A 24239-nucleotide genomic window follows, 5' to 3' on the forward strand; every position below is an offset into this window, starting at 1 on the left:
GTCAGCTGGCCTGGATGGGGGCAGTCACGTACTTGAACAGGAAATCAGTCACCTCTTCCCGGCTCGGACGCTGCGGCTGATTGATCATCTGCATCATCACATAGCCAAAACCGGTCAGGGAGCGGGCCAGATCTTGCGCCGACAGCACGCTCTGGAGCTCGCCGTTGTCGATGGCCCGTTGCAGGTGGGGGGCAATGCGCTCCAGCGCCTTGTCCAGCAGCCGAGTATAGCGAGGCCACACTTCTTCCCGCACCGAGGAGCTCCACTCCAGCCAGATGCTGGCGTGATCGGGCTTGTCATAGGCGGCGTCAACGAACAGCTTCACGTGGCGGTGAATGCTCTCCCTGGCGGAGCCCTGACCGTTGTAGGCCTGTTCGAGGATCTGCTGTACGAAGGCTTCGATTTCTGTCAGCACTTCGTCGACCAGATCTTCACGAGTATTGAAATAGTTAAAAACGGTCGCAACTGAGACCTTTGCCTGTTCGGCTATTTCGGCATGCCCGGCACGGCCGATGCCGCGACGGGAAAATACCTCGACGGCACACTCCATCAATTGATCACGGCGAGCCTCCGGCGAAAGCCGGGTTCGACGTCTTATTTCTGCGCGTGGTTCCATAGTTTTTTCATCTAATAGTTATTGATTATGGTGTTTATAGTATTGTCACCGATAATGCCCGAAGGCTTGCTAACTCTATCAATTAAAATAAGCCGATAAAAGCATCACGTATGCCTGACGCCCACTGGTTGGAGTGGTAGAATCCTCGGTTTTGACGTTAATGAACGGCCAATAACCCTTTGGTCATTATTGGAGTATGTGATGAAACACATTGTCGAGGTGATGATCCCTGAGGCCGAGGTTGCAGCCCGGATCGCCACGCTGGGTGAAGAGATTACCGCCCGTTACCAGGGCTCCGAGGAAGTGGTCATGATCGGCCTGCTGCGCGGCTCCTGCGTCTTCCTGGCGGATCTCTGCCGTCAGTGCCAGTTGCCCATCACCCTGGACTTTATGACTGCTTCCAGCTATGGCTCCGGCATGCACAGCACCCGTGACGTGCGCATCCTCAAGGATCTGGATGACGACATCAAAGGCAAGGACGTGGTGATCGTGGAGGACATCATCGACACCGGTTACACCCTCAACAAGGTGCGCGAGATCCTCTCCCTGCGCGAGCCGAAATCCCTGGCCATCTGCACCCTGCTGGACAAACCGTCCCGCCGCGAGGTTCAGGTGCCGGTGGACTGGCTTGGCTTCTCCATCCCGGACGAGTTCGTGGTGGGCTGTGGCATTGACTACGCCCAGAAGTACCGTAACCTGCCCTTCATCGGCAAGGTTGTACCGCAAGAGTAAGCCGGGTCCGAAGTAGCAAGGCAGGCTGGCCGGCCCGCCATCGACTGTCTTCAGGCGGCGTCACAGCCGCCTTTTCTGTCTCGAGATGGGCTCATCCATCACAGGGGTTGCAATGAACGCATTGGAAATCAGCGGTCTGAAGAAGACCTATCAGGGGGGCGTCGAAGCCCTCAAGGGCATCGATCTCACCGTCAAACAGGGGGATTTCTTCGCCCTGCTCGGTCCCAACGGGGCGGGCAAATCCACCACCATCGGCGTGATCAGCTCACTGGTCAACAAGAGCGCCGGCAAGGTGAAGGTATTCGGTCATGACATCGATACCGATCTGGAGCTGGCCAAGTCCCAGCTCGGCCTGGTGCCCCAGGAGTTCAACTTCAGCCAGTTCGAGAAGGTGAGCCAGATAGTGACTCACCAGGCCGGTTTCTATGGGGTGCCGCGGGCCGAGGCCAAGGTGCGCGCCGAGAAGTACCTGCGCCAGCTCGATCTGTGGGACAAGCGCGACATGGCCGCCCGCACTCTCTCCGGTGGCATGAAGCGCCGGTTGATGATTGCCCGCGCCCTGATGCATGAGCCCAAGCTGCTGATCCTGGATGAGCCGACCGCCGGGGTGGACATCGAGATCCGCCGTTCCATGTGGAGTTTCCTCAAGGATCTCAACGAGCAGGGGGTGACCATCATCCTGACCACCCACTACCTGGAAGAGGCCGAGATGCTGTGCCGCAACATCGGCATCATCGACAAGGGCCGTCTCATCGAGAACACCAGCATGAAGAGCCTGCTCGGCAAGCTGGGTCGCGAGACCTTCCTGCTGGATCTGGTGCCGGGTTCCACCGTACCGGCCCTGCCCGAGTTCAACGGCCGGATGCAGGATGAGAACACCCTGGAAGTGGAGCTGGAGAAGAGCCAGTCCCTCAACAGCCTGTTCGAGCAGCTCTCCGCCCAGGGGGTGAAGGTGCTCAGCATGCGCAACAAGGCGAACCGGCTGGAAGAGCTGTTCGTCAATCTGGTAGAGGAGGGTCGCAAAGCATGAACCCCATGACCTATTACATCGCCTTCAAGAGCATTCTGGCCAAGGAAGTGAGCCGCTTCACCCGGATCTGGATCCAGACCCTGGTGCCGCCCGCCATCACCATGAGCCTCTACTTCGTCATCTTCGGCAACCTCATCGGCTCGCGCATCGGTGACATGGGGGGCTTCAGCTACATGGAGTTCATCGTGCCCGGCCTCATCATGATGTCGGTCATCACCAACTCCTACTCCAACGTCGCCTCCTCCTTCTACAGCGCCAAGTTCCAGCGCAACGTGGAGGAGCTGCTGGTGGCGCCGGTGCCCAACTACATCATCATCGCGGGGTATGTGGGCGGTGGTGTGGCGCGCGGCCTCTGTGTCGGCCTCATCGTCACCCTGGTGTCGCTGTTCTTCGTGCCGCTGCAGATCCATCACCTGTTCAGCGTCTGCGTGACCGTGCTGCTCACCTCCATCCTCTTCTCCCTGGGGGGGCTCATCAACGCGGTGTTCGCGAAGTCGTTTGATGACATCAGCATCATCCCGACCTTCATCCTGACTCCCCTGACCTATCTGGGGGGCGTCTTCTACTCCATCACCCTGCTGCCGCCGTTCTGGCAGGGGGTTTCCCAAGTGAATCCCATCATCTACATGGTGAACGCGTTCCGCTACGGCTTCCTCGGGATCTCCGACGTGCCCCTCGGCACCGCCTATCTCATCATCATCGGCTTCATCCTGGTGCTGTACGGGATGGCCTGGTGGCTCATCTCCCGCGGCACCGGTCTGCGCCACTGAGGCGCAGCACCTGCCAGCAAAAAGGCGCCCTCGGGCGCCTTTTTATTTGCACGTTTCGGCCTCAGAGGGCCGGGGCATCGTAGTCCGCGGGCTCGTCGCTGTAGACGCAGACGTTCCACTTGGCCGCGAGGCCATCATCCGCGAGGCAGTAGCGCTCGAAGAAGGCCTTGATACCGGCGCGCTGGCAATGGGCCTCGAAGCTCGCCATGTCGCGCCAGATCTCGTTGAAGACGATGGGGAAGCTCTCCCCCTCGGCAAAGGGGCTCTGGATATGGCGGGTGACGATGTACTGCAGGCAGCCATCTTCACGCAGGGTGTCGGGCTCGAGCCCTTGCAGGACGCGGAACAGTGCCTGCTCCTGGCCCGGCTTGGGCTGGAACTGGGCGATGCAGTAAACCTTCTTGGACATCGTGGTCTCCTTGCCGTGTCTCAACCCCGCAGGGCGACGACCCGGTTGTCGATGAGGCGGGCCTTGCCCAGATAGGCGGCCATCAGGATCACCAGGCGCTGGCTCTCGGCGCTGGCGGATTCCAGGGTGTCGGCATCGACGATGTCGATGGCATCCGTCCTGAATCCCGCGTTGTCGAGGCGTTGGCTGGCCTGGGCAACCAGGGAGGGGAGGTGACTGTTCCCCGCTTCAATCTGCTCGGCAATCCAGTTCATGGTGCGCGCGAGCTCGGGGGCAATGGCCCGTTCGGCAGCGGTCAGATAGCCGTTGCGCGAAGAGAGGGCCAGCCCGTCTTCGGCCCGCACGGTCGGCACGCCCACGATCTCGATGGGCATGGCCATGTCGGCCACCATCTTGCGAATGAGCGCGAGCTGCTGGTAATCCTTCTCGCCAAAGCAGGCCACGTTCGGCTGTACCAGATTGAACAGCTTGGTGACCACGGTGCTGACCCCGCGAAAATGCCCCGGACGCAGCGCCCCTTCCAGCAGGCTGGAGATGCCGGGCACCTCGACGAAGGTCTGGCTGGCGAGCCCCTGGGGATACATGATCTCCGGCGTCGGGGTGAAGACCAGGTCGACACCGGCGGCCTCCAGGGCGGCGCAATCCTGCTCCAGGGTGCGGGGGTAGTTGGCGAGATCCTCGGCCTTGTCGAACTGCAAGGGGTTCACAAAGATGCTGACCACCACCTTGTCGCCATGGCGGCGGGCCTCCTCGACCAGGGTGAGATGACCCTGATGCAGATTGCCCATGGTGGGCACGAATGCGATGGCGCGGCCTTCGCGATGCCATTGACCGATCTGCTCGCGCAGCGCGGCGGGATTGTTCACAACCAACATCGTCAGTTCACCTTCAGATGAATCAATAAAAGAGGGGGTCGTCAGGGGGGAGGGCAAGACGGGGGCACAGGCCCCCGCGCGCATGACGACAGAAAGTCAGTTGAAGCAGTGCTCGGGGCCGGGGAAGGTCCCCTCGCTCACCTGCTGCACGTAGAGACGAATGGCGGCACGCATGTCACCGGTCTCGGCCAGGAAGTTCTTGGTGAACTTGGGCACATAACCCGAGGTGATGCCGAAGGCATCGTGCATTACCAGGATCTGGCCATCGGTGGCAGGGCCGGCACCGATGCCGATCACCGGAATGCGCAGCGCCTTGGTGATGCGCTCTGCCAGAGAGACGGGCACGCACTCGAGCACCAGCAACTGGATGCCGGCCGCTTGCAGCTCCAGCGCCTGGCGGTAGATCTCCTGGGCGTGGAATTCGTCGCGCCCCTGCACCTTGAAGCCGCCAAACACGTGGACGGATTGCGGGGTCAGGCCGAGATGGCCGCACACCGGCACCCCGTTACGGGTCAGGTGGCGGATGGAGTCGCACAGCCAGTCCCCCCCTTCCATCTTCACCATGCGGGCACCGGCCGCCATCAGGCGCGCCGCGTTCTGGTAGGTCTGCTCCGGGGTGGCGTAGCTCATGAACGGCATGTCGGTCACCACCAGGGCATTGGTGGTACCGCGCACCACGCAGCGGGTGTGATAGACCATCTCGTCCATGCTGACCGCCAGGGTGTCGTCTCCGCCCTGCAATACCATGCCGAGGGAGTCGCCGATGAGCAGCACCTGGGCGCCCTCGTCGTCGAACAGCTTGGCGAAGGTGGCGTCATAGGCGGTGATGGCGGTGATTTTCTGTCCGTCCTGCTTCATCTTCTGCAGGTGGGTAATGGTGATCTTGCTCATTACGTTGTTCCTACTCTTCTCTACTCGCCTGCTGCACCGGCCAGGATCGCGAGTCCATTGCGCGGGCTGCGGGCAACCAGTTCGGTGAGCGGGGTGCCGCAGGGCAGCACCAGGGAGGGGGCTATCTCGGCAAGGGGCAGCAGGACGAACTCCCGCTCCTTCATGCCATAGTGAGGCACCGTCAGGCGCTCATGCCGGATGACCTCGTCGCCGTACAGCAGCAGATCGAGATCCAGGGTCCGGGGGCCCCAGCGCTCATCCTTGCGCACTCGCCCCTGTGCCTGCTCGATGCGCTGCAGCTCGTCCAGCAGCGCCAGAGGGCTGAGGCGAGTGGCAAGGCGCGCCACGGCATTGACGTAGTCCGGCTGATCCGCAGGGCCCATGGGGCGGCTGCCGTAAAGGTGGGAGGTCTGCAGCAGCTCTGACTCGGGCAGGGTCGCCAGCGCGGCGATGGCGCGACGAGCCTGGCCGAGGGGGTCGGCCAGGTTGGAGCCGATGGCGACGAAGACCTCGATCATCGGCGGATCCTTACTCTGCCGACTTCGGCTTGCGGCGACGGGGGCGACGGCGGTTGCGGCCATTGCCGCTGCGCTTCTCGCCATCGTTGCTGCGGGCCTCACCGGCCTGACCGCGCTCACCGCTTGCCGGGCGGCGGGTCGCCTCCCGTTGCAGTTGCGGGCGCACGTCCGGGTTGGAGGCCACATAGCGCTCCCACCAGCTCGCCAGCTCGCCGAGGCCGCGCTCGACCCGGTTGCGCAGCAACAGGAAGTCGAAGGCCGCACGGAATTTCGGGTGCTCCATGGCGCGCTCGGGGTGCTTGCCCTGGCGGCGGGTCAGGCGCTGCTGCAGGGCCCAGATGTCGCGCACGTCCGTGGTGAAGCGGCGCGGCACGGCGATGATCCGCACCTGGTTGTCCAGCACCTCGTTGATGGCCAGCATGAAGGCATCGTACCAGGGCAGACCGCTCTCGTTTTCCAGCACACGGCCGCGGGCCTCGACGGCGCCCCACAGCAGGGTGGCGTAGAGGAAGGCGGGGGTGACGCGCTTCTCTTCACGGACCCGGGTATCGGTGTCCATCAGTGCCTGCTCGATGAACTGCTCGTAGGGCGAGTTGCCGTGGGGCGTGAACAGGGCGGCTACCTGGGGGAACAGCGGCTGGAACAGCCCGTATTCCCGCAGCAGCTTGTAGGTGGCCAGACCGTCCCCCGCCAGGAACAGCTTGAGGGTCTCCTCGAACAGGCGGGCGGCCGGGATGTCCTGCAGCAGCGGGGCGAGCTCCCGGATGGGCGCGGCGGTGCGCGGGCTGATGGTCATGTCGAGCTTGGCGGCGAAGCGCACGGCACGCAGCATCCGCACCGGATCTTCCCGGTAGCGGGTCTCGGGGTCACCGATGAGTTCCAGCCTGCGCGCGGCCAGATCTTCCAGCCCGCCCTCGAAATCGTGCAGGGTGAAATCCTTGGCGCTGTAGTAGAGGGCGTTGACGGTAAAGTCGCGACGCTCGGCATCCTCTTCGATGGTGCCGTAGACGTTGTCCCGCAGCAGCATGCCTTCATCGGACTGGGCCGACACATGCTTGCTGGTATTGACCTGATGGTGGTGACCCCGGAAGGTGGCCACTTCGATCACGTCACGACCAAAGACGATGTGGGCCAGGCGGAAACGGCGGCCAATCAGGCGGCAGTTGCTGAACAGCGCCTTGATCTGCTCCGGCGTCGCGTCGGTGGCGATGTCGAAATCCTTGGGGGTCTTCCCGAGCAGCAGGTCACGGACGCCGCCGCCGACCAGGTAGGCCTCATAGCCCCCCTTGTTCAGGCGATAGAGCACCTTGAGGGCATTCTCGCTGATCTCTTTGCGCGAAATTGGGTGCTGGTCACGGCTCAAGGTACGGCGCTGTCCGGCGACACGGGCCGGAATGGGGGACTCCACCGACTGCTCGCCGTCTTCCTTGCCGAGCACTTTGCGGCAAAAGTTTGCGATCTGGGAAAAAATGGTACACCTCGTTATGACTTCAAATTGACGGGAGGCCAAAAAAATAGCGGCCTATCATAGCTCAGCCCCAACCAAATGAGAAACGGTGTGGCCTGCTTCCCCTTGATTGGTCCTTTTGGGGCAAGAAATGCAGCCGGGGCTAGCTTTGCCCTTGCGGGATCTTCTGCTGGCGGGGTACCCGGGCCAGCTGCCAGTGGGCGATGCCCCAGCCGATGATCTCGTCGATCCGGCTCGCCATCAGCTCGGGCGGCGGGCACTGACCGAGAAAGTGCAGCGCCTGCCACAGGGCCGGTCGTACCTCGTCCTGCGACAGCGCCGGCGCATGGTTCTGCTTGGAGAGCTTGTTGCCATCCGCTTGCACCGCCAGCGGCAAGTGCACCCAGGCGGGCACCTCTGCCCCCAGGGTCTGGTAGAGGGCAATCTGGCGCACCGTGGGTTCCAGCAGATCGGCGCCGCGGACGATCTCGGTGATGCCGCTGTCCATGTCATCCACCACCACCGCCAGGTTGTAGGCGTAGAGCCCGTCCCGGCGGCGCACGATGAAGTCCTCCTCCGCCAGCGCCGCGGGGACGGTGATCTCTCCCTGAAGCGCATCCTCGAACCGATAGACCGGGTGGTGCTGGCGCAAACGGGCGGCACCCCCCTCGGCGGTCAGCCCCAGGGTGCGGCAATGACCGTTGTAGAACCCCCCTGCGGCCATGATTTCGCGTCGGGTACAGCGGCACCAGTAGAGATCCCCGGCCCGATAGAGCTGATCGATGATCTCGTCATAGCGGCCATGGCGCGCGCTCTGGAACATCACCTCCCCATCCCAGCCAAGACCGTGTGCCTCCAGGGTGGTGAGGATAAGGTCAGCCGCTCCCGGCATCTCCCGCGGGGGGTCGATGTCTTCGATACGCACCAGCCAGCGTCCCTGCTGCGCCCTGGCCTGCAAGAAGCTGCCAAGGGCGGCGACCAGGGAGCCGAAGTGGAGCGGGCCGGACGGTGAGGGAGCGAAGCGGCCCACATAGGGGCGTCGGGAGTGGGGAGATGTCATGACCATGGCAATTCGGGTAGGCGATGCATTGAGGCTGCATTCTGGGACGGCCCGACCAAAAGCTCAATAAAAAAGGGAGCCTGGGCTCCCTTTTCGTTTCTGTGGATGGGCGGCATCAGCCAGCCATCTGTTTTTCCTTGATCTCGGCCAGCGTCTTGCAGTCCACGCAGAGGTCTGCGGTCGGACGGGCTTCCAGACGGCGGATGCCGATCTCGATGCCGCAATGCTCGCAGTAACCGAAGTCATCTTCTTCGAGCAGCAGCAAGGTTTTCTCGATCTTCTTGATCAGCTTGCGTTCACGGTCGCGGGTGCGCAGTTCGAGAGCAAACTCTTCTTCTTGCGCGGCGCGATCCACGGGATCCGGGAAGTTGGCAGCCTCATCCTTCATGTGGTCGACGGTGCGGTCAACTTCCTGCATCAGTTGGTTGCGCCAGGCTCCCAGGATCTTGCGAAAATGTACCTTCTGTTGGTCATTCATGTACTCCTCACCGGCTTTCATCTGGTAAGGCTCTACACCCGCAATGGCCAGGGGGCCCAGAGATTTCCTGTTTTCGCCTGTTGGCATGCCCTGTCTCCTAATTCAGCACGCTACCCGTGCCATCCATAAATTGAGGGCGACATCTATAGCAGAAGGGTCAACGGGAGGCAAACAAGCCTTATCAATAATGTTACCCACTTCTGCATTTATTCTCTGCCCTCGGGTAGCATATGGTCAGATTCAAATGGGATAAAATCCTGAGCCACCATGCCCTGCACCCCAACATGGGGGCGATAGCATAAAATTTCAACCCCTGCCGCCATCGCCTGTTCAACAAGCTGACTATAGTGCGGATCGATATGGGCTGCAGGGCGCATTCTCGCGATGCCGGAGTGCAATACCATGAACAGCAGCACGGCCCGGTGCCCTGCCGCCTTCATGGCCATCAATTCACGCAAGTGCTTGGCGCCGCGGGTGGTGACCGCATCGGGGAAGTACCCCATGCCGGGTTGCTCCCGCTCGTCGAGCAGGGTGACGGATTTCACCTCGATGTAACAATCCGGCCTGTTGTCATCTTCCAGCAGCAGGTCGATGCGGCTGTTCTCTTCCCCGTATTTCACTTCGGTGCGCAGCCTGGCATAGCCTGCCAGGGGGGCGAGGGCGCCCTGTTCGATGAGCTCCCGGGCGATCTGGTTGGCACGGGCCGTGTTGACGCAGATGAAGTGACCCGCCGGGCTCTCGGCGATTTCCCAACTGTTTGGCAGCTTGCGCTTGGGGTTGTCGGATGTGGAGTACCAGACCCGGGTGCCCGGCAGGGCGCAGCCGGTCATGGCGCCGGTATTGGCGCAGTGGATGGTGATCACCTCGCCGTTGTCGAGCGCGACATCCGTCAGGAAGCGCTTGTAGCGGGAGATCAGCTGCCCGGACTGCAGGGGGGGATCGAAGATCATGGGGTGAGCTCCTCGCGGTGCGGGTTTTTGACGCGGGCCCGCAGGGGCCAGCAGGCGAGCGGTTCGTAGTGGACGCCGTCCGGCGTGCTGACGGATTGATAGAGGCAGAAGCGATCGGCCCTGAGCAGAAAATCCGGCGCAGGCAGCTCGCCGGGGGCCTCGCCCGCCTTGCGCGACAGGGTGACGTGGGGGCGATAGCCCTGCTCGCCGTTGCCCAGCCCGAGTTTTTCACCGTGGCGGCGCAGTGCCCTCGCGAGCACGGTCAGCTCGTTCGGCCACTCACCGGGTCCCACCCAGGCGGCTTTGGCGCGCTGAAACCAGCCGGTCTGATCCAGATGGACGCTGAAAGGGGGGCAGTGCTGTCGCTCGGCGGCCGCGATCAGGCGAGCCTGGGTCGTTTCGTCGGCCTCCCCGAGAAAGGCCAGGGTCAGGTGCAGGTTGCTCTCGGGCACCGGCTGGCCGGGCCAGGGGCGCTGGTCTCGCCAGGTCGCAAGCTCGGGGGCAAGCTCTGGCAGGGGCAGGGCAAAGAAGAGTTTGGGCATGCGGCGTGTCGGTCCTCGTGATGGGCATCGGATAAGGGCCATTCTATGGCAGCCGCTCCCGGGATGTCTTGCCGTGTTGCACCGGACGCTTCCTGCCCCTGCCCGGCAGGGGCGCTTACGATGGCCGGGAGGCTGTGGCAGAATGGACCCCTTTTCAGGAGTGTCACAGAAGGTGCCCATCGCTTTGTCTTCCCTCCCCATCGTCCCGGTGTTGCCCGAACTCTTTGCAGCCCTCGACAACCATACCAGCGTGATCCTGCAGGCGCCCCCCGGTGCGGGCAAATCGACCCTGCTGCCCCTGGAGTTGGTGCGCCAGCACCGGCTGCCCGGGCGCATCATCATGCTGGAGCCCAGGCGCCTTGCGGCGCGCAACATCGCGAGCTTCCTCGCGCGTCAGCTGGGGGAGAAGGTGGGCGAGCGCATCGGCCTGCGAGTGCGCGGGGAGAGCCGCACCAGCAGCGAGACCCGGCTCGAGATCGTGACCGAGGGGGTGCTGACCCGGATGCTGCAGCAGGATCCTGAGCTCACCGGCGTGTCGCTCGTCATCTTTGACGAGTTCCACGAACGCAGCCTGCACGCCGATACCGCGCTGGCATTCGCCATCGAAAGCCAGCAGGGGTTGCGCGATGATCTCAAGCTCTTGGTGATGTCCGCCACCCTGGATGGCATGGCCCTGGAGCGCCTGCTGCCAGGCGCCCCCGTGGTGCGCTCCGAGGGGCGCGGCTTTCCCATCGAGTACCACTATCGCCCCGCCAATCGCCAGCAGTGGTTGGAGCCCCAGGTCGGCGCCGTGGTGCTGGAGGCGCTCGCCAGTCAGGCTGGCAGTGCCCTGGTGTTCCTGCCGGGACAGGGGGAGATAGAGCGGCTGGCACAGTGGCTGGAAGGGCGGTTGCCAGGGGATGTGACCCTGGCTCCCCTTTATGGCCGTCTTGACCTCGCGGCCCAGCAAGCGGCCATCGAGCCTGCGCCTGCGGGTCGTCGCAAGCTGGTGCTCACCACCAACGTGGCGGAGACATCCCTCACCATCGAGGGGATCTCCGTGGTCATCGACAGCGGATTGGAGCGGCGCGCCACCTTCGATATCAAGAGCGGCGTTACCCGGCTGGAGACCCGGCCCATCGCCAAAGCCTCCGCCACCCAGCGGGCGGGGCGGGCAGGGCGGCTTGGCCCCGGCGTCTGCTATCGGCTCTGGAGCAGCGAGGTGCAGGAGCGCCTCGCCGAGCAGAGTCCCCCCGACATCCTGACGCAAGAGCTCACCGGCCTGCTGATGGACGCCGCTCAGTGGGGGGCCCGGGTGGAGGCGCTGCCCCTGCTGGACATGCCGCCCCCTGCCGCCGTGGCCAGCGCCTGGCGGTTGCTGGTTGCCCTGGGCGCCATGGCCCCGGAGGGTGAGCAACAACTTACCCCGGCAGGCCGTGCCATGGCGGCCTTCGGCACCCATCCCCGCCTCGCCCGCATGTTGCTGCGGGCCCGGGAGCTGGAATCCGAGGGTCTGACAGGGATTGTCGCCGATGCGGCTTTCCTGGTGGCGCTGCTGGAAGAAGATCTGCGAGGATCGGAGCGCCTGTCCGTGCTGTTCCACCGCCGTCAGGGCGCCCTGCGCCAGGGGGCGGCCCGCTGGTTCGAGCGGCTCGGCGTGCGGGCAAGCAGCCCGCAGGGTCAATGGCTGGGGTTGCTGTGCGCCCTCGCCTGGCCCGATCGCATCGGCAAGCTGCGCAGTGGCAGTCGCTATCAGCTCAGTGGCGGGGTGAGCTGCGATCTGGTAGAAGGGCATCCCTGCCAGGGGCAGGGGGCCATCGTGGCCGTCGAAATGGGTCAGAACGAGCGCGGCAGCCGCATCTTCATCGCCGAGCCGGTGGTGCTGGATGAGCTGGTGCGCCAGCTGCCCGAGCTGGTCGGCGAGCGCCAGTGGTTTGACTGGGACGATCGGGAGGAACGGGTGCGTGCGGAGCGCCAGCAGGTGCTCGGCGAGCTGGTGCTCGGCCAGCGGCCGCTGACGGATCTCTCCGATGAACAGAAGGGGCGCTGCCTGCTGCAGGGCATTCGGCGCAAGGGGCTGCACGTGCTGCCCTGGGACGAGAGCAGCGAGGGGCTGCTGGCCCGCTTGCGCTGCGCCCGCGACTGGCTGCCCGACGAAGCCTGGCCCGCCATGGATGAGGAGAGCCTGCTGGCCGACCTCGAGCAGTGGCTGCTGCCGGCGGTGAGCGGCATGACCCGGCTGGAGCAGTTGAAGCGGCTCGACATGAGCGACATCCTGCGCCAGTCTCTGCCCTGGCCCCTGCCAAGGCGGCTGGACGAGGCGCTGCCGAGCCACTTCACCGCACCGACCGGCAGCCGGGTGCGGATCCGCTACCAGCCGGGTCAGGCGCCAGCGATCCCGGTGCGCATCCAGGAGATGTTCGGGCTGGGCGCCACCCCATGCGTGGCCGATGGCCGGGTGCCCCTGGTAGTGGAGCTGCTCTCCCCGGCCCAGCGCCCCTTGCAGATCACCGCGGATCTCGCCGCCTTCTGGGCGGGATCCTATGAGCAGGTGAAAAAAGAGATGAAGGGGCGCTACCCCCGTCACTACTGGCCGGACAACCCGCTGGAGGCGATGCCGACCCGGGTGACCAAGAAAAAGATGGGATTGCAGGAGTAGCCGACGGGGCAGTGTCGGTCGGTACGATCAGAACAAGATGGCGGTGGCACAGCCCCCTCCACAACAGGCATCGCAGGCCGCTCGCATCAGCGGGATGGCGAGGAGAACGACAAGAGGATTTATGGCAACCCAACGACGCAAGCGCACGCCCAAGAAGGCGGCGCCCAAACGCACCATCTGGCGCACCCTGTTCTGGCTGGGCTTCAAGCTCTCTCTGGTGGTGGCGGCCTTCATGGTGGTGTTTGGCATCTATCTCGACACCAAGGTGCGCGAGCGCTTCGACGGCGAGAAGTGGCAGTTGCCGGTGATGGTCTACAGCCGCCCGCTGGAGCTCTATCCCAGCCAGCGGCTCTCCCAGACCCAGATGCTGCGCGAGCTCAACATGCTGAGCTACAAGCAGGTGCGTCAGCCCCATACCCCGGGTGAGTACGCGGTGAGCGGCAATCGCATCGAGCTGGTGCGCCGGCCGTTCGAGTTCCACGACGGTGCCGACGGCGCCCGTGGCCTGCGTCTCACCTTCAACGGGGCGCGCCTCGAGGGGATCCAGTCCCTGGAGAACCAGCGCCAGCTCGGCTATGCCCAGATGGACCCGGTGCTGCTCGATCGCCTCAACACCGAGGATCGGGAAGACCGCCTGCTGGTACGCCTCTCCGAGGTGCCGGACAGCCTGCTGGTGACGTTGCTCACCACGGAAGACAGGGACTTCTACCAGCACGGCGGTGTCTCGCCGGTGGCCATCATGCGCGCCATGGCAGCCAACCTGCTGGCGGGTCGCACCGTGCAGGGGGGCAGTACGCTCACCCAGCAGCTCGCCAAGAACTTCTTCCTGACCCGTGAGCGCAGCCTGTGGCGCAAACTGCAGGAAGCCTACATGGCGGTGCTCATCGACTACCGCTACAGCAAGGACGAGATCCTGGAGGCCTACCTCAACGAGGTCTATCTGGGGCAGAACTTCTCCCAGGGGGTTTACGGCTTCGGGCTCGCCTCCTACTTCTACTTCGGTATTCCGGTCAACGAGCTGGACATCGATCAGGTGGCCCTGCTGGTGGGCATGGTGAAGGGCCCCTCCTATTACGATCCCTGGCGCTTCCCGGACCGGGCCAAGGCGCGCCGGGATCTGGTGCTGAAACTGCTGGCGGATCACGGCAGCCTGACCCAGGCCGAGTATGACCTGGCCAGCAAGCAGCCCCTTGGCATCATCGCCCGCGGCCAGATGAGCTATGGCCGTACCCCGGCCTTCATGGGGCTGCTCAAGCGGGAGATCCAGAACCGCTTCGGCCCGGATCTGCTCAAGCAGTCCGGCCTCAAGATCTTCACCAGTCTGGATCCCATCGCCCAGCACGCCGCCGAGCAGGCGGTGGAGTCGGGTCTGGCCACCATCGAGAAGCAGCGTGGCAAGAAGAAGCTGGAGGCGGCCATGGTGGTCTCCGATTGGCACAAGGGCGAGGTGGTCGCCATGGTGGGGGGACGGGATCCCCGCTACGCCGGCTTCAACCGGGCGCTGGATGCCCGCCGTCAGATTGGCTCCCTGGTCAAACCGGCGGTCTACCTGACCGGTCTCTCCAACGGCCTGACCCTGGGCACGCCGCTTAAAGATCAGCCGATCCGCATTCGCGGCCAGGATGGCCAGATCTGGACGCCGCAGAACTACGACCGCAAGTTCCGCCAGAGCGTGCCCCTGATGGAGGCGCTTGCCAGCTCCCTCAACGTGCCGACCGTCAACCTCGGGATGCAGATAGGCCTGGACAAGGTGGTGGACACCCTGCACAAGCTGGGGGTGCAGCAGGAGATCCAGCCCTATCCGTCCCTGGTGCTGGGGGCGGTGGCCCTCTCGCCCATGGAGGTGAACCAGATGTACCTGCCCATTGCCAACCAGGGGTTGACCCAGCCCCTGTCGGCCATCCGGGCCGTGGTGAATGGCGAGGGGCGCCAGCTCTACCAGCATGACGAAGCGGCCAAGCGAGTGACGGATCCCCAGGCAAGCTGGCTGACCCTGTTCGCCATGACCAAGACGGTGAGCCAGGGGACGGCCCGGGCGCTCGGTGCCAAGTTCCCCGGGGCCACCATGGCCGCCAAGACCGGTACCACCAACGAGCTGCGAGACTCCTGGTTTGCCGGGATGGACAACAACGAGCTGGTGAGCGTCTGGGTCGGCCGTGACGACAACACCCCGGCCGGGCTGACCGGTGCCAGTGGCGCCTTGCAGCTGTTCAGCGGCTACATGAGCCAGCGAGGGGTCAACAGCCTGGGGCTGAAGATGCCCGAAGGGGTGAGCTGGGCCAACTTCTCCCGCTCGAGCGGTGCCCGGGTGGCCAGCGATTGTCCCGGCAGTCTCCAGGTGCCGGCCAAGCTGGCCGGTCTGGCCGAGCCCATGAGCTGTGCCAGCCCGGTCTCGGACCCGGCGAATGCCCTGGACAACTGGTTCAACGGTTTCTTCAACTGACGAAGACGGGCAGCCCAGGCTGCCCGTTTTGCAAGGATTGTCATGACCCATCCCCTGTTTGAGGCCATCCATCACGTGGCCATCATCGCCAGCGACTATCCGCGCTCGCGCCACTTCTATCACCAGGTGCTGGGGTTGCCCATCATTGCCGAGACCCTGCGGGTCGAGCGTCAGTCATGGAAGTTGGATCTGGCGCTGCCGGACGGCAGCCAGCTGGAGCTGTTCAGCTTCCCGGCGCCGCCACCGCGCCCCTCCCGGCCGGAGGCGTGCGGGTTGCGCCACCTGGCGTTTCGGGTGGCGGATCTCGACCGGGTCATCGCCCACCTGGAGCAGCACGGGGTGGAAGTGGAGCCGGTGCGGGTGGACGAGCTGACCGGCAAGCGCTTTACCTTCTTCGCCGACCCCGACGGCCTGCCGCTGGAGCTGTACGAGGCAGCGCGTTAGGCTGCCTGTTGCAATCTGGGTGATCGGTTTGACCATGAAAAGGCCGCCCTGGGAACAGGGCGGCTTTTTTCATGGGGTTGGAGAGGGGATCATGCTGTGGTCAGCAGGGCGACCGCCACCGCCATCACCACCATGCCGAGCCAGCCGACGGGTCTGAGGCGCTCGCCGAACAGCAGCAGGCCCCCGATGGCGGTGCCCAGAATGCCGATGGCGCCCCAGGTGGCATAGGCCACGGCCAGATCGATCTTGCCGGTACTGACCGCCTCGCTGAGCAGAGTGAAGGCACAGAGCACCAGCAGAATGCCGAGGACGCCCCACCCCTTGTCACGAAAACCGATGGAGCGGTTGATTGCCATGTTGGCGCCGATATCCAGCAGGGCGGCGCCCAGTACGATGATCAACGGGTGCATGGGGCTTCCCTCCTCTGGCGGGTGGGGGCTGGTACATCATGGGTCTCGCCCAGGGTCACCATGACAATCCCCACTATGGCCAGCGCCAGTCCGATCCACTCCTGGATGCTCAGCTCGTAGCCGAGGAACAGGACGGAGACGGCGGTGATGAGGGCGATCCCCAGCCCTTCCCACAGCGCAAACGCGATACCAATGGAGATTGTCCTGGCGGCCTTGGCGAGCAGCAGGTAGGAGAGGGTGATGAGGAGCCACATCGGCAGATAGTGGATCCAGCCGCTCTCGCTCTTTGGGATCAGGGCCATGGAGGAGGTGCCGGCGACCTCGGTCAGGATGGCCCCCGTCAGGAAGAGGCGGGCCAAAAGCAGGGGACGGGATGACATGCAGTTTCCTTCTGTTGCTGCGACGAAGAGAGGATAACGGCACCCGAAACGGGCAAGGTTATCGCTGAGCGTCGAGAAAGCTGTCGCTGCTTGTTTGCCTTGGGGGCGGACCAGGGGATAAGGTGGTGATGGAATAATCTGCCGCCAGTTTGAAGTCATGAAGCTAAATCAGATACAACTCTTTGTAGAAACAGCAGACAGTGGTTCGATAGCCAATGCCGCCAGACGACTTGGCAAGAGTCGCAGCGCAGTGAGCTCGGCGATTGCAACCCTGGAAGTGGAGCTTGGCGTCGAACTTTTCGAACGAGGGGCGAACCAGAGCCGGCTGACCGAAATCGGCGAGCAAGTGCTGGATGACTGTCGGCGGCTGTTGCAGGCCGCCAACAGCCTGAAGCTCAAGTGCGAGCACCATGCCTCCGGTGCCGAGGTGGCGCTGCGGGTAGCCCGGGACGACGCCATTCCCGAGGTGGTATGGCGCGAGATGCTGGGGGCGCTACGTCGCCAGTTTCCGGGCACCAGCATCTCCCTGGTGCTGGCCTCACCGCCGGAGCTGCCGGCCCTGGTGGAAGAGGGGTTCGTGGATGCCGCCTTCGGCCTCATCACCGAGGAACAGGAGCGCAGCGGTCTTTGCATCGACGTGCTCAACCCGATCCGCACCCTGATGGTGGTCGCGCCAAGCCACCCGCTGGCTGGGCTGAAGCGGGTGTTGCAGCAGGATCTGACCGATCACACCCAGGTCACCCTCTCCTATGTGGACGCGTTTTCGGTCAAGAGCCTGCTGCCCATCGGAGGGCAGCATATCGGGTTGTCGAGTTTCGAACTGATGCGGGATGCGGTGCTGGATGGTCTGGGCTGGGCGGTGCTGCCTTCACCCCTTATCCAGAGCCAGCTGCGCCAGGGGGAGCTGCTGACCCTGAAGCACAAGTTCAGCCTGCAGTGGCGCGATTACGGAGTCTATCTGTCGGAGAACGCCCATCACGGCAAGGTGTTGGCCTGGCTGAAGAAGGCCATAGAAGCCTATCTCCAACCCTTCGAGTAGCCGCCAACCGGGGCGGGCACCCCGGTTGGCAGTGAGAGGGGATCAGCGCAGGCCGTGACGGGGGACGCGCTGGCGGGAGCGAAATGGCAGCAGCAGGAGGCCGAGCAGCAGATCCCCCGCCAGGGAGGCCAGCAGACCCGCCGCCACGCCGCAGAAAATGGCGGCCTGTTTGAGGGGGACCACATAGCCGTAGTTGTGCAGGGTATCCTGCCAGAGGGCGGTATCGGCGCGCAGCAACAGGTGGGAGAGCTGCTGGTACCAGGGGCTCTCCCGCACGGCGATCTCCCCCTGAAGGTGCTGCTGCTGGTTCACCAGTTGCTGGAGGCTGGTGGCATCCTGGGTGAAGACGGGATCCTGGCTGGCACCGTAATGGGCGACCAGCGCCTGCAGATCGCCATTGAAGTGCTGGTCCGCCGTGCGCTGGAAGGGGGCCAGCGCCAGACCGGCTTGCTGCAGCCGGGCATCCAGCCGCTGGAAGTAGAGATCGACCAGCCCGGGGATCTGTACACCTGCCAGCAAACCGAGGGCAAACAACATCATGCGAAGGTAGCTGCGCATCATCATCATCCTGAACGAAGGGAGCGCCCATACTAGCCGCAACCGGTGGGAGAGCCAAGGAGGGGGCGCGCTCGCCCACCCGGTCGGCGGCGCCAAAAGAAGAGCCGATGGAATACCTTTGTTACACGAATTCTTACACTTTTGTGATGCAAGTCATCTTGCGGCTGGCCTAGAATGAGCGTTTTTCGAAGGACACGTCGGCATGAGCAAGTTCATTCCTTTCTATCTGGCCGGGGGCCTCATCGCCTTCAGTTGGGGCGCCCTGCCTGAGCACGGCCCCTGGGATGGGTGGGATCTCGCCCTCTTCCAGCTGGTCAATGGCTGGATTGGCCACTCCCCCCGTTGGGCCGATCTGGTGGCCATCACCAACAACCGCCTGTTCGATCTGGTCGCGCTGGCCTGCATGGGCGGGATCCTTGCCAGTTGCTTCTTCCGTGCCGACGGGCAGGAGCGCCGTCGTCTGGTGGCCATGGGGGTCGTGATGCTGCTGGGGGCTCTGGTGATCGATCAGCTCGGGCATCTGTTGCCGGTCAGCCGTCCCAGCCCCACCTTGATGGTGGACGGGGCACTGCGCCTGACCGAGATCAGTGCGATTCCCACCAAGGACTCCGCCGGTGACAGCTTCCCCGGTGATCACGCCCTCTTCCTGATGATCTTCGCCGGTTTTGCCCTGCGCTATCTGCCGCGCTGGGCCGGGGTGGTTGCGGTGGTGATGGTACCCCTGTTTTCGGCGCCCCGCATCCTGGCTGGTGCGCACTGGATGACGGACGTCTATGTGGGCGCTCTTTGCCTCTCCCTGATCTGCCTGCCGCTGCTGTTGCTCACTCCCGTGTCGGATCGCCTGATCGACCGCCTGGCTCCCCGGCTGCCACGCTGGATTGCCTGACGGAGAATGAAAAAAGAAGGCGGGTCACCCCGCCTTCTTTCGTTTACGCCTCACCGGTGCTGTGGTCGTCGCGAAATGACCAGGACTACGCCCGATGAGCCCGGGCTGTCGCCCTCCCAACCAGTATGGATAGCCCCATTCGGGTTCTGCCAGCCAAAATAGTCGGGGCCAAACGTTTGCACCCGTCGTCTCATGATCCTGGCCAGGATTTTTTCCCTCCGCTGCCTTAGAATCGCCGCCCGTTGTTGGAGGTCTCCCCATGCTTGTCACTTTTCTGCGTCTCTTGTTTATCGGTTGTGCCCTGGTCTTTCTCTTTATGCTGGTCCGTGCCTGGTGGCACAAACGGCGTCATGGCCAGCTCGAAGCCACCCCTTTCTGGCCGGTGGCGGCCATCGGTTTTGTGGCCAATTTTCTCGATACCCTGGGGGTGGGGAGCTTTGCGGTGAAGACCGCCTGCTACAAGCAGTTCAGGCTGATCGATGATCGGGTGCTGCCCGGTACCCTCAACGGCCAGTGCGTGCTGCCGACCGTGACCCAGGCTCTCATCTTCATCGGCGTGGTCAACGTGGATCCCGTCACCCTCATCAGCATGATGGCGGCTGCGGCGGCCGGTGCGGCCTGGGGCGCCCGTTACGTGGCTTCCTTTGATCGCCAGACCATCCGGCTGGTCATGGCGGTCTCCCTGCTGGTGGTCGCCGGTCTCATCTTTGCCGGTCTGCTTGGGCTCTTCCCCCTCGGTGGCGAGGCCATGGGGCTGAGCGGTTACAAGCTGGGGATCGCCCTTGCCGGCAACTTCCTGTTCGGAGCCCTGATGAACGTCGGTATCGGCCTGTTCGCCCCCTGCATGACCCTGGTCTATCTGCTCGGCATGAACCCGCTGGTGGCCTTCCCCATCATGATGGGATCCACCGCCGTGCTCAGCGTCTTCTCGGCGGGGACCTTCATTCGCAAGGGGGCTTTCGATGCGCGGGCCGTGCTGGCGGTGGCCATCTTCGGCCCCATCGGCGTGGTGCTGGCGGCCATGCTGGTCAAATCCATGGAGATGGAGATGCTCAAATGGCTGGTGGCCTTCATCGTCATCTATACCTCCTGGACCATGTACGCCTCCTGGCGGGCGGCGCGGCGACAGCCAGCGCCCGAGCTGGCAGAGGCGACGAGCTAGCTGGCGTCGGCGAAGCCCGCCTGCACGGGCGCCCCGTGTTGGTATGTCATCCCGCTCGCCCGGTCCTGGCGCGTCTTCTGATGCCTCTGGCAGCCCCCTCCGAGTGGGCAGTCTGCTGGCTGGAGGCGACCAGTGCGGCTTCCGCCCTGGCACCGAGAAACACATAGAGCCCCAGCGCCAGCAGCAACCCCACGGCGCAGCCCATCACCCCCACCGCAGGCCAGAGCAGTTCGCTCTGGCCGAGGGATCCCTTGAACAGCAGCAGCAACCCCTCGATGGAGACCGCGATCAGGATGGCGGCGATAAAGCGGGTAATGGTGCGCCGGATGGCGCTGTGGCGGAAGATGTCCTTATGCAGCAGCACCTCCTCTTCGAGGATGGTCTTGCCGAGATCGAACACCGCCAGCGCGAGCGTGAGGAAGATGATGGCGCTGAAGGCTCCCAGTCGGTTCTGCTGGGTGCCGCACAGGAGCAGATAGAGCTGTTCCAGCCCGTGCCAGATGAGGGTGCCGACGATGAGAAACAGGGCCAGACTCAGGACGACGTAGACGGCCCTGAACCAGGGAATGGCGCGCCGCCGCTCTCTGTCCCCCATCAGCCAGGCGATCAGCTGGTGCAGGTTGATCTCCAGCTCCCGGCCATGGCCCTGCACCAGCAGGCGCAGCTGCCCCTGGGCCGCCGGAACGGGCGCCAGTATGGCTGGCCTGATCTGGGGGGCCAGGCTCTTCACCTCCTCGACGAAGGCATAGGTCTTGAGAGACGCCTCGGGGAGGGTGAGTAGCCCCAGCAGCAGGGGGGCCAGCTCGGTTTCGTACTCCTGATAGCGCCGCAGCACATCGATGGGGCTCATCTCTGCCATATACACCTCGGTCCAATGGGCTCCTGAGCAGGGGCCTGCAAATTGTGGGCCCGATTTATGACAGCCCGTGTACGGCGCGGCGCACCAGCAGGTGGCAAGGCTCCGGTGAGGGACTTAAAGATGCACCACTACGGTGCCTCGTCGGGGCGAGCAAACAAAAAAGGGCCCCATCGGGGCCCTCTGCACATCTTGCGGCTTGTCAGCCAGCCAGCTTGGCGAAGCTGCGCTCGGCGGCCGCCAGGGTGTGTTCGATCTCCTTGTCGCCGTGAGCCAGCGACAGGAAGCCCGCCTCGTAGGCGCTCGGTGCCAGATAGACACCCTCCTCCAGCATCAGATGATAGAAGCGCTTGAAGCGTTCCATGTCGCAGCGGGTCACCTGCTCGTAGCGGGTGATCTCGGGCTCGTCGGTGAAGAAGAAGCCGAACATGCCGCCCACGTAGTTGATGGCAAGCGGGATGCCGTGCCTGGCGGCGGCGGCTTTGAGCCCTTCGGCGACACGGGCGGTCTTGGCGCTCAGCTGCTCATAGAGGCCCGGCTCCAGCAGCAGATCCAGCATGGTGAGGCCGGCGGCCATGGCCACCGGGTTGCCGGAGAGGGTACCAGCCTGATAGACGGGGCCGGTCGGGGCGATGTGCTGCATCACCTTCTTCTTGCCGCCGAAGGCGCCTACCGGCATGCCGGCACCGATGATCTTGCCGAGGGTGGTGAGATCCGGGTCGATGTTGTAGTGGCCCTGGGCACCACGCAGGGAGACGCGAAAACCCGTCATCACCTCATCCAGGATCAGCAGGGCGCCGAACTCGTCACAAATGGCGCGCAGCCCTTCCAGGAAGTCGGGCACCGGCGGGATGCAGTTCATGTTGCCGGCCACCGGCTCGACGATGATACAGGCGATCTCGCTGCCGTACTGGGTGAAGGCTTCGCGCACCGAGTCCAGATCGTTAAAGACACAGGTGAGCGTGTGTTTGGCGAAATCGGCCGGTACGCCCGGGCTGTTGGGCTGACCCAGGGTGAGGGCGCCGGAACCGGCCTTGACCAGCAGGGAGTCGGCGTGGCCGTGGTAGCAGCCTTCAAACTTGACGATCTTGTCGCGACCGGTGTAGCCGCGGGCCAGCCGGATGGCGCTCATGGTCGCCTCGGTGCCGGAGTTGACCATCCGCACCTGCTCCATGGAGGGGACGATCTGGCGCACCTTCTCGGCCATCAGCACTTCGATCTCGGTCGGGGCACCGTAGCTCAGTCCCTTCTCCACCGCCTTGATGACCGCGGCCTTGATGGCCGGGTGGTTGTGACCCAGCAGCATGGGGCCCCAGGAACCGATGTAATCCACATAGGCCTGGCCGTCCACGTCATAGAGGTAGGCGCTATCGGCGTGATCGATGAAGCGGGGTGTGCCGCCGACCCCGTTGAAGGCGCGGACCGGTGAGTTGACGCCACCGGGAATGGTCTGGCGGGCCTGTTCAAACAGCTGATCTGATTTTGACATGGATCATCCTTAATGGGATTTTGGTCGTTACCCGGGCGCAGGCTGCCGATTGCGGCTCGGCAGGGGATGGCGGGAGGAGTATGCTTTGCGCTCTCGCCCCGGACTCTCGCCCGTGAAACATGAAACGGGCCGACTATAGCAGAAAGGCCCAGAGCTGGGCAGCCGAGGCCGAGGTGTGTCTGGTCCTCGTTAGATGAGCGTGATTATCCATGGAGCAACAAGCCATTCCTTCCGCCGATGCGGCCTCGCTGCGTCGTCCTCCAGTCTTGCAGCGCCTGATACGGCGGGACAAGATGCCGCTGCTGGTGCTCCTGCTGGCGGCCCTGGTCGGCCTGCTGGCAGGCTTGGTGTGCGGACTGTTCGAGTCTTGCGTTCACTGGCTGGCCCAGCAGCGTGTTGACTTGCTGGCCGATCGCCCCTGGTGGCAGCTCGGCCTGCTCGGCTTTGGTTTCAGCGCCCTGCTGGGGTTGGTCGGCTATTTCCTCACTCATGCCTTTGCCCCAGAGGCAGGGGGATCCGGTATCCCGGAAATTGAAGGGGCCATGGACGACCTGCGCCCGGTACGCTGGTGGCGGGTGTTGCCGGTAAAGTTTTTTGGCGGGGTCTGTACCCTGAGTTCCGGCATGGTGCTGGGGCGGGAGGGGCCCTCGGTGCAGATAGGGGGCAACCTCGGCAAGATGGTGGCGGATATCTTCCGGTTGCCCAAGGAGCATGGCCACGCCCTGCTGGCTGCCGGTGCGGCGGGTGGTCTCGCTGCGGCCTTCAATGCCCCGCTGGCAGGGATACTGTTTGTCATGGAAGAGATGCGACCGCAATTTCGCTACTCCTTCCTCGCCATCAAGGCGGTCGGGATTTCGGCCGTCATGGCGACCCTGATGCTGCAGAACATGAAAGGGCAATCCCCCGTCATCATGCTGCCTCACTACGACGCTCCGGCCTTGAAGGCGCTCTGGCTGTTTCTCTTCATGGGGGGCTGCTTTGGTGTGCTGGGGTTCGTCTTCAACAAGCTGGTGCTCGCCTGTCAAGATGGCTACCTGGCATTGCATCAGAACAAGCGCCACCGCTTCGTCATCATCGGCATGGGGGTGGCTGGAACCTTTGGCATGCTGTCGCTGTTCGCCCCTTCGGTCACGGGAGGGGGAATCGAGCTCATCCCGCATCTGACGGGGGGAGACTATGCGGTGGCGACCCTCTTCATCATCTTCTCGGTGCGACTGGTGGGTACCCTCATCTGCTTTTGCTCGGGGGCCCCTGGTGGTGTCTTTGCGCCGACCCTGGCGCTGGGCACCCTGTTCGGGGTGATCTTTGGTCACCTGTTCCACTCTGCATTTCCCGATCTCGGCATCGAACCGGGTGCCTTTGCCATCGCCGGCATGGGGGCGCTCTTCGCCGCCACCGTGCGTGCCCCCATTACAGGCATCGTGCTGGTGACAGAGATGACAGACAACTATCAGCTGATCCTGCCCATGATGATCACCACCATAGGGGCAACCCTGGTGGCGCAATGGTTGGGGGGGCGTCCCATCTATTCCCAGATCCTGGAGCGGACTTTACGGCTTGCTGCGCGTCAAAACCGGGGTGAAAGCAGCATCGCGACCGGTTAACTCTTTGTTTAT

The 24239-nt window shown here is 63.9% G+C and carries 25 protein-coding genes; 10 read left to right on the forward strand and 15 right to left on the reverse strand.

What is annotated here, in order from left to right; genetic code table 11:
• Position 1: 1 nt before the first annotated feature.
• Positions 2-616: a TetR/AcrR family transcriptional regulator gene (locus C2U37_RS11325; RefSeq protein WP_104452302.1), complete on the reverse strand. Its 615-nt coding sequence runs from the start codon at positions 614-616 to the stop codon at positions 2-4.
• A gap of 201 nt (positions 617-817) precedes the next feature.
• Between C2U37_RS11325 and hpt the strand changes: the two genes are divergently transcribed.
• The 3 genes from hpt (at position 818) to C2U37_RS11340 (ending at position 3148) form a co-directional block, all read left to right on the forward strand.
• Positions 818-1348, forward strand: a complete 531-nt coding sequence (gene hpt / locus C2U37_RS11330) for a hypoxanthine phosphoribosyltransferase (protein WP_010675579.1) — start codon at positions 818-820, stop codon at positions 1346-1348.
• 112 nt (positions 1349-1460) lie between these two features.
• The gene (locus tag C2U37_RS11335) at positions 1461-2378 is read left to right on the forward strand and encodes an ABC transporter ATP-binding protein (RefSeq protein WP_039040845.1); all 918 of its coding nucleotides are present in this window, start codon (positions 1461-1463) and stop codon (positions 2376-2378) included.
• A complete protein-coding gene (locus C2U37_RS11340; RefSeq protein WP_010675577.1) occupies positions 2375-3148 on the forward strand; it encodes an ABC transporter permease in 774 nt (257 codons plus the stop codon). The genes C2U37_RS11335 and C2U37_RS11340 overlap by 4 nt, the downstream gene beginning before the upstream one ends.
• A 61-nt stretch (positions 3149-3209) precedes the next feature.
• On the opposite strand, the gene C2U37_RS11345 is transcribed toward C2U37_RS11340, so the two are convergent.
• The 9 genes from C2U37_RS11345 to thpR form a co-directional block, all read right to left on the reverse strand.
• On the reverse strand, positions 3210-3557 hold the full coding sequence (locus tag C2U37_RS11345) for a putative quinol monooxygenase (RefSeq protein WP_010675576.1): 348 nt from the start codon (positions 3555-3557) through the stop codon (positions 3210-3212).
• Between the two features lie 20 nt (positions 3558-3577).
• Entirely contained in the window at positions 3578-4432 is an 855-nt protein-coding gene (gene panC / locus C2U37_RS11350; protein WP_010675575.1) for a pantoate--beta-alanine ligase, read from the reverse strand.
• Positions 4433-4528: 96 nt separating this feature from the next.
• Positions 4529-5323: a 3-methyl-2-oxobutanoate hydroxymethyltransferase gene (gene panB, locus C2U37_RS11355; RefSeq protein WP_042864977.1), complete on the reverse strand. Its 795-nt coding sequence runs from the start codon at positions 5321-5323 to the stop codon at positions 4529-4531.
• 20 nt (positions 5324-5343) lie between these two features.
• Positions 5344-5841 (reverse strand): 2-amino-4-hydroxy-6-hydroxymethyldihydropteridine diphosphokinase, encoded by a 498-nt coding sequence (gene folK / locus C2U37_RS11360; protein WP_104452303.1) that lies wholly within the window; start codon positions 5839-5841, stop codon positions 5344-5346.
• Between the two features lie 10 nt (positions 5842-5851).
• Positions 5852-7351 carry a polynucleotide adenylyltransferase PcnB gene (gene pcnB, locus C2U37_RS11365; protein WP_052815237.1) on the reverse strand — a complete coding sequence of 500 codons (1500 nt, stop codon included), beginning with the start codon at positions 7349-7351 and terminating at the stop codon, positions 5852-5854.
• Between the two features lie 100 nt (positions 7352-7451).
• The gene (gene gluQRS, locus C2U37_RS11370; protein ID WP_104452304.1) at positions 7452-8354 is read right to left on the reverse strand and encodes a tRNA glutamyl-Q(34) synthetase GluQRS; all 903 of its coding nucleotides are present in this window, start codon (positions 8352-8354) and stop codon (positions 7452-7454) included.
• A gap of 109 nt (positions 8355-8463) precedes the next feature.
• On the reverse strand, positions 8464-8913 hold the full coding sequence (gene dksA, locus C2U37_RS11375) for an RNA polymerase-binding protein DksA (protein WP_029314801.1): 450 nt from the start codon (positions 8911-8913) through the stop codon (positions 8464-8466).
• A 119-nt stretch (positions 8914-9032) separates the two neighbouring features.
• On the reverse strand, positions 9033-9776 hold the full coding sequence (gene sfsA, locus C2U37_RS11380) for a DNA/RNA nuclease SfsA (RefSeq protein ID WP_104452305.1): 744 nt from the start codon (positions 9774-9776) through the stop codon (positions 9033-9035).
• The gene (gene thpR / locus C2U37_RS11385; protein WP_039040852.1) at positions 9773-10318 is read right to left on the reverse strand and encodes an RNA 2',3'-cyclic phosphodiesterase; all 546 of its coding nucleotides are present in this window, start codon (positions 10316-10318) and stop codon (positions 9773-9775) included. Before thpR ends, sfsA begins: the two co-directional genes overlap by 4 nt.
• Positions 10319-10502: 184 nt before the next feature.
• On the opposite strand from thpR, the gene hrpB reads away from it, so the two are divergent.
• From hrpB to gloA2, 3 genes are all read left to right on the forward strand, one after another.
• Complete coding sequence (hrpB, locus tag C2U37_RS11390) at positions 10503-12956, forward strand: ATP-dependent helicase HrpB (RefSeq protein ID WP_104452306.1); 2454 nt, start codon at positions 10503-10505, stop codon at positions 12954-12956.
• A 121-nt stretch (positions 12957-13077) separates the two neighbouring features.
• Positions 13078-15399, forward strand: coding sequence for a penicillin-binding protein 1B (gene mrcB / locus C2U37_RS11395; protein WP_010675566.1), 2322 nt, complete (start codon positions 13078-13080; stop codon positions 15397-15399).
• A 42-nt stretch (positions 15400-15441) separates the two neighbouring features.
• Entirely contained in the window at positions 15442-15843 is a 402-nt protein-coding gene (gene gloA2, locus C2U37_RS11400; protein WP_104452307.1) for an SMU1112c/YaeR family gloxylase I-like metalloprotein, read from the forward strand.
• An 89-nt stretch (positions 15844-15932) separates the two neighbouring features.
• Here the strand turns inward: gloA2 and C2U37_RS11405 are convergent, their stop codons facing one another.
• Both C2U37_RS11405 and C2U37_RS11410 read right to left on the reverse strand, forming a co-directional pair.
• Entirely contained in the window at positions 15933-16253 is a 321-nt protein-coding gene (locus C2U37_RS11405) for an SMR family transporter (RefSeq protein WP_104452308.1), read from the reverse strand.
• Positions 16241-16633, reverse strand: coding sequence for a DMT family transporter (locus C2U37_RS11410; RefSeq protein WP_042016295.1), 393 nt, complete (start codon positions 16631-16633; stop codon positions 16241-16243). Before C2U37_RS11410 ends, C2U37_RS11405 begins: the two co-directional genes overlap by 13 nt.
• Positions 16634-16790: 157 nt before the next feature.
• Between C2U37_RS11410 and C2U37_RS11415 the strand changes: the two genes are divergently transcribed.
• On the forward strand, positions 16791-17672 hold the full coding sequence (locus tag C2U37_RS11415; protein WP_104452309.1) for a LysR family transcriptional regulator: 882 nt from the start codon (positions 16791-16793) through the stop codon (positions 17670-17672).
• 42 nt (positions 17673-17714) lie between these two features.
• Here C2U37_RS11415 and C2U37_RS11420 read toward each other — a convergent pair whose 3' ends face one another.
• Positions 17715-18230, reverse strand: a complete 516-nt coding sequence (locus C2U37_RS11420) for a DUF2937 family protein (protein WP_104452310.1) — start codon at positions 18228-18230, stop codon at positions 17715-17717.
• A gap of 202 nt (positions 18231-18432) precedes the next feature.
• Between C2U37_RS11420 and C2U37_RS11425 the strand changes: the two genes are divergently transcribed.
• Both C2U37_RS11425 and C2U37_RS11430 read left to right on the forward strand, forming a co-directional pair.
• Positions 18433-19116: a phosphatase PAP2 family protein gene (locus C2U37_RS11425; RefSeq protein ID WP_104452311.1), complete on the forward strand. Its 684-nt coding sequence runs from the start codon at positions 18433-18435 to the stop codon at positions 19114-19116.
• Between the two features lie 259 nt (positions 19117-19375).
• A complete protein-coding gene (locus tag C2U37_RS11430) occupies positions 19376-20278 on the forward strand; it encodes a sulfite exporter TauE/SafE family protein (RefSeq protein WP_041213870.1) in 903 nt (300 codons plus the stop codon).
• 46 nt (positions 20279-20324) lie between these two features.
• On the opposite strand, the gene C2U37_RS11435 is transcribed toward C2U37_RS11430, so the two are convergent.
• Both C2U37_RS11435 and hemL read right to left on the reverse strand, forming a co-directional pair.
• Complete coding sequence (locus C2U37_RS11435) at positions 20325-21137, reverse strand: hypothetical protein (RefSeq protein WP_042016292.1); 813 nt, start codon at positions 21135-21137, stop codon at positions 20325-20327.
• A 199-nt stretch (positions 21138-21336) separates the two neighbouring features.
• Positions 21337-22623, reverse strand: coding sequence for a glutamate-1-semialdehyde 2,1-aminomutase (hemL, locus tag C2U37_RS11440; protein ID WP_104452312.1), 1287 nt, complete (start codon positions 22621-22623; stop codon positions 21337-21339).
• Positions 22624-22832: 209 nt separating this feature from the next.
• Between hemL and clcA the strand changes: the two genes are divergently transcribed.
• Complete coding sequence (gene clcA, locus C2U37_RS11445; protein WP_103857999.1) at positions 22833-24227, forward strand: H(+)/Cl(-) exchange transporter ClcA; 1395 nt, start codon at positions 22833-22835, stop codon at positions 24225-24227.
• Positions 24228-24239: the final 12 nt, after the last annotated feature.

It is taken from the genome of Aeromonas sp. ASNIH1 (assembly GCF_002934285.1).
Lineage (GTDB): Bacteria > Pseudomonadota > Gammaproteobacteria > Enterobacterales > Aeromonadaceae > Aeromonas > Aeromonas caviae.

What these genes read in the sequence shown, in the direction of transcription:
- sfsA (WP_104452305.1), bottom strand. Translation starts at nt 9,776, where the DNA reads ATGATCTTCGATCCCCCCCTGCAGTCCGGGCAGCTGATCTCCCGCTAC.
- C2U37_RS11405 (WP_104452308.1), bottom strand. Translation starts at nt 16,253, where the DNA reads ATGCACCCGTTGATCATCGTACTGGGCGCCGCCCTGCTGGATATCGGC.
- C2U37_RS11340 (WP_010675577.1), top strand. Translation starts at nt 2,375, where the DNA reads ATGAACCCCATGACCTATTACATCGCCTTCAAGAGCATTCTGGCCAAG.
- gloA2 (WP_104452307.1), top strand. Translation starts at nt 15,442, where the DNA reads ATGACCCATCCCCTGTTTGAGGCCATCCATCACGTGGCCATCATCGCC.
- folK (WP_104452303.1), bottom strand. Translation starts at nt 5,841, where the DNA reads ATGATCGAGGTCTTCGTCGCCATCGGCTCCAACCTGGCCGACCCCCTC.
- C2U37_RS11425 (WP_104452311.1), top strand. Translation starts at nt 18,433, where the DNA reads ATGAGCAAGTTCATTCCTTTCTATCTGGCCGGGGGCCTCATCGCCTTC.
- mrcB (WP_010675566.1), top strand. Translation starts at nt 13,078, where the DNA reads ATGGCAACCCAACGACGCAAGCGCACGCCCAAGAAGGCGGCGCCCAAA.
- panC (WP_010675575.1), bottom strand. Translation starts at nt 4,432, where the DNA reads ATGTTGGTTGTGAACAATCCCGCCGCGCTGCGCGAGCAGATCGGTCAA.
- clcA (WP_103857999.1), top strand. Translation starts at nt 22,833, where the DNA reads ATGGAGCAACAAGCCATTCCTTCCGCCGATGCGGCCTCGCTGCGTCGT.
- C2U37_RS11325 (WP_104452302.1), bottom strand. Translation starts at nt 616, where the DNA reads ATGGAACCACGCGCAGAAATAAGACGTCGAACCCGGCTTTCGCCGGAG.
- C2U37_RS11430 (WP_041213870.1), top strand. Translation starts at nt 19,376, where the DNA reads ATGCTTGTCACTTTTCTGCGTCTCTTGTTTATCGGTTGTGCCCTGGTC.
- C2U37_RS11415 (WP_104452309.1), top strand. Translation starts at nt 16,791, where the DNA reads ATGAAGCTAAATCAGATACAACTCTTTGTAGAAACAGCAGACAGTGGT.
- hemL (WP_104452312.1), bottom strand. Translation starts at nt 22,623, where the DNA reads ATGTCAAAATCAGATCAGCTGTTTGAACAGGCCCGCCAGACCATTCCC.
- hpt (WP_010675579.1), top strand. Translation starts at nt 818, where the DNA reads ATGAAACACATTGTCGAGGTGATGATCCCTGAGGCCGAGGTTGCAGCC.
- gluQRS (WP_104452304.1), bottom strand. Translation starts at nt 8,354, where the DNA reads ATGGTCATGACATCTCCCCACTCCCGACGCCCCTATGTGGGCCGCTTC.
- C2U37_RS11410 (WP_042016295.1), bottom strand. Translation starts at nt 16,633, where the DNA reads ATGTCATCCCGTCCCCTGCTTTTGGCCCGCCTCTTCCTGACGGGGGCC.
- C2U37_RS11345 (WP_010675576.1), bottom strand. Translation starts at nt 3,557, where the DNA reads ATGTCCAAGAAGGTTTACTGCATCGCCCAGTTCCAGCCCAAGCCGGGC.
- C2U37_RS11335 (WP_039040845.1), top strand. Translation starts at nt 1,461, where the DNA reads ATGAACGCATTGGAAATCAGCGGTCTGAAGAAGACCTATCAGGGGGGC.
- C2U37_RS11420 (WP_104452310.1), bottom strand. Translation starts at nt 18,230, where the DNA reads ATGCGCAGCTACCTTCGCATGATGTTGTTTGCCCTCGGTTTGCTGGCA.
- panB (WP_042864977.1), bottom strand. Translation starts at nt 5,323, where the DNA reads ATGAGCAAGATCACCATTACCCACCTGCAGAAGATGAAGCAGGACGGA.
- thpR (WP_039040852.1), bottom strand. Translation starts at nt 10,318, where the DNA reads ATGCCCAAACTCTTCTTTGCCCTGCCCCTGCCAGAGCTTGCCCCCGAG.
- dksA (WP_029314801.1), bottom strand. Translation starts at nt 8,913, where the DNA reads ATGCCAACAGGCGAAAACAGGAAATCTCTGGGCCCCCTGGCCATTGCG.
- C2U37_RS11435 (WP_042016292.1), bottom strand. Translation starts at nt 21,137, where the DNA reads ATGGCAGAGATGAGCCCCATCGATGTGCTGCGGCGCTATCAGGAGTAC.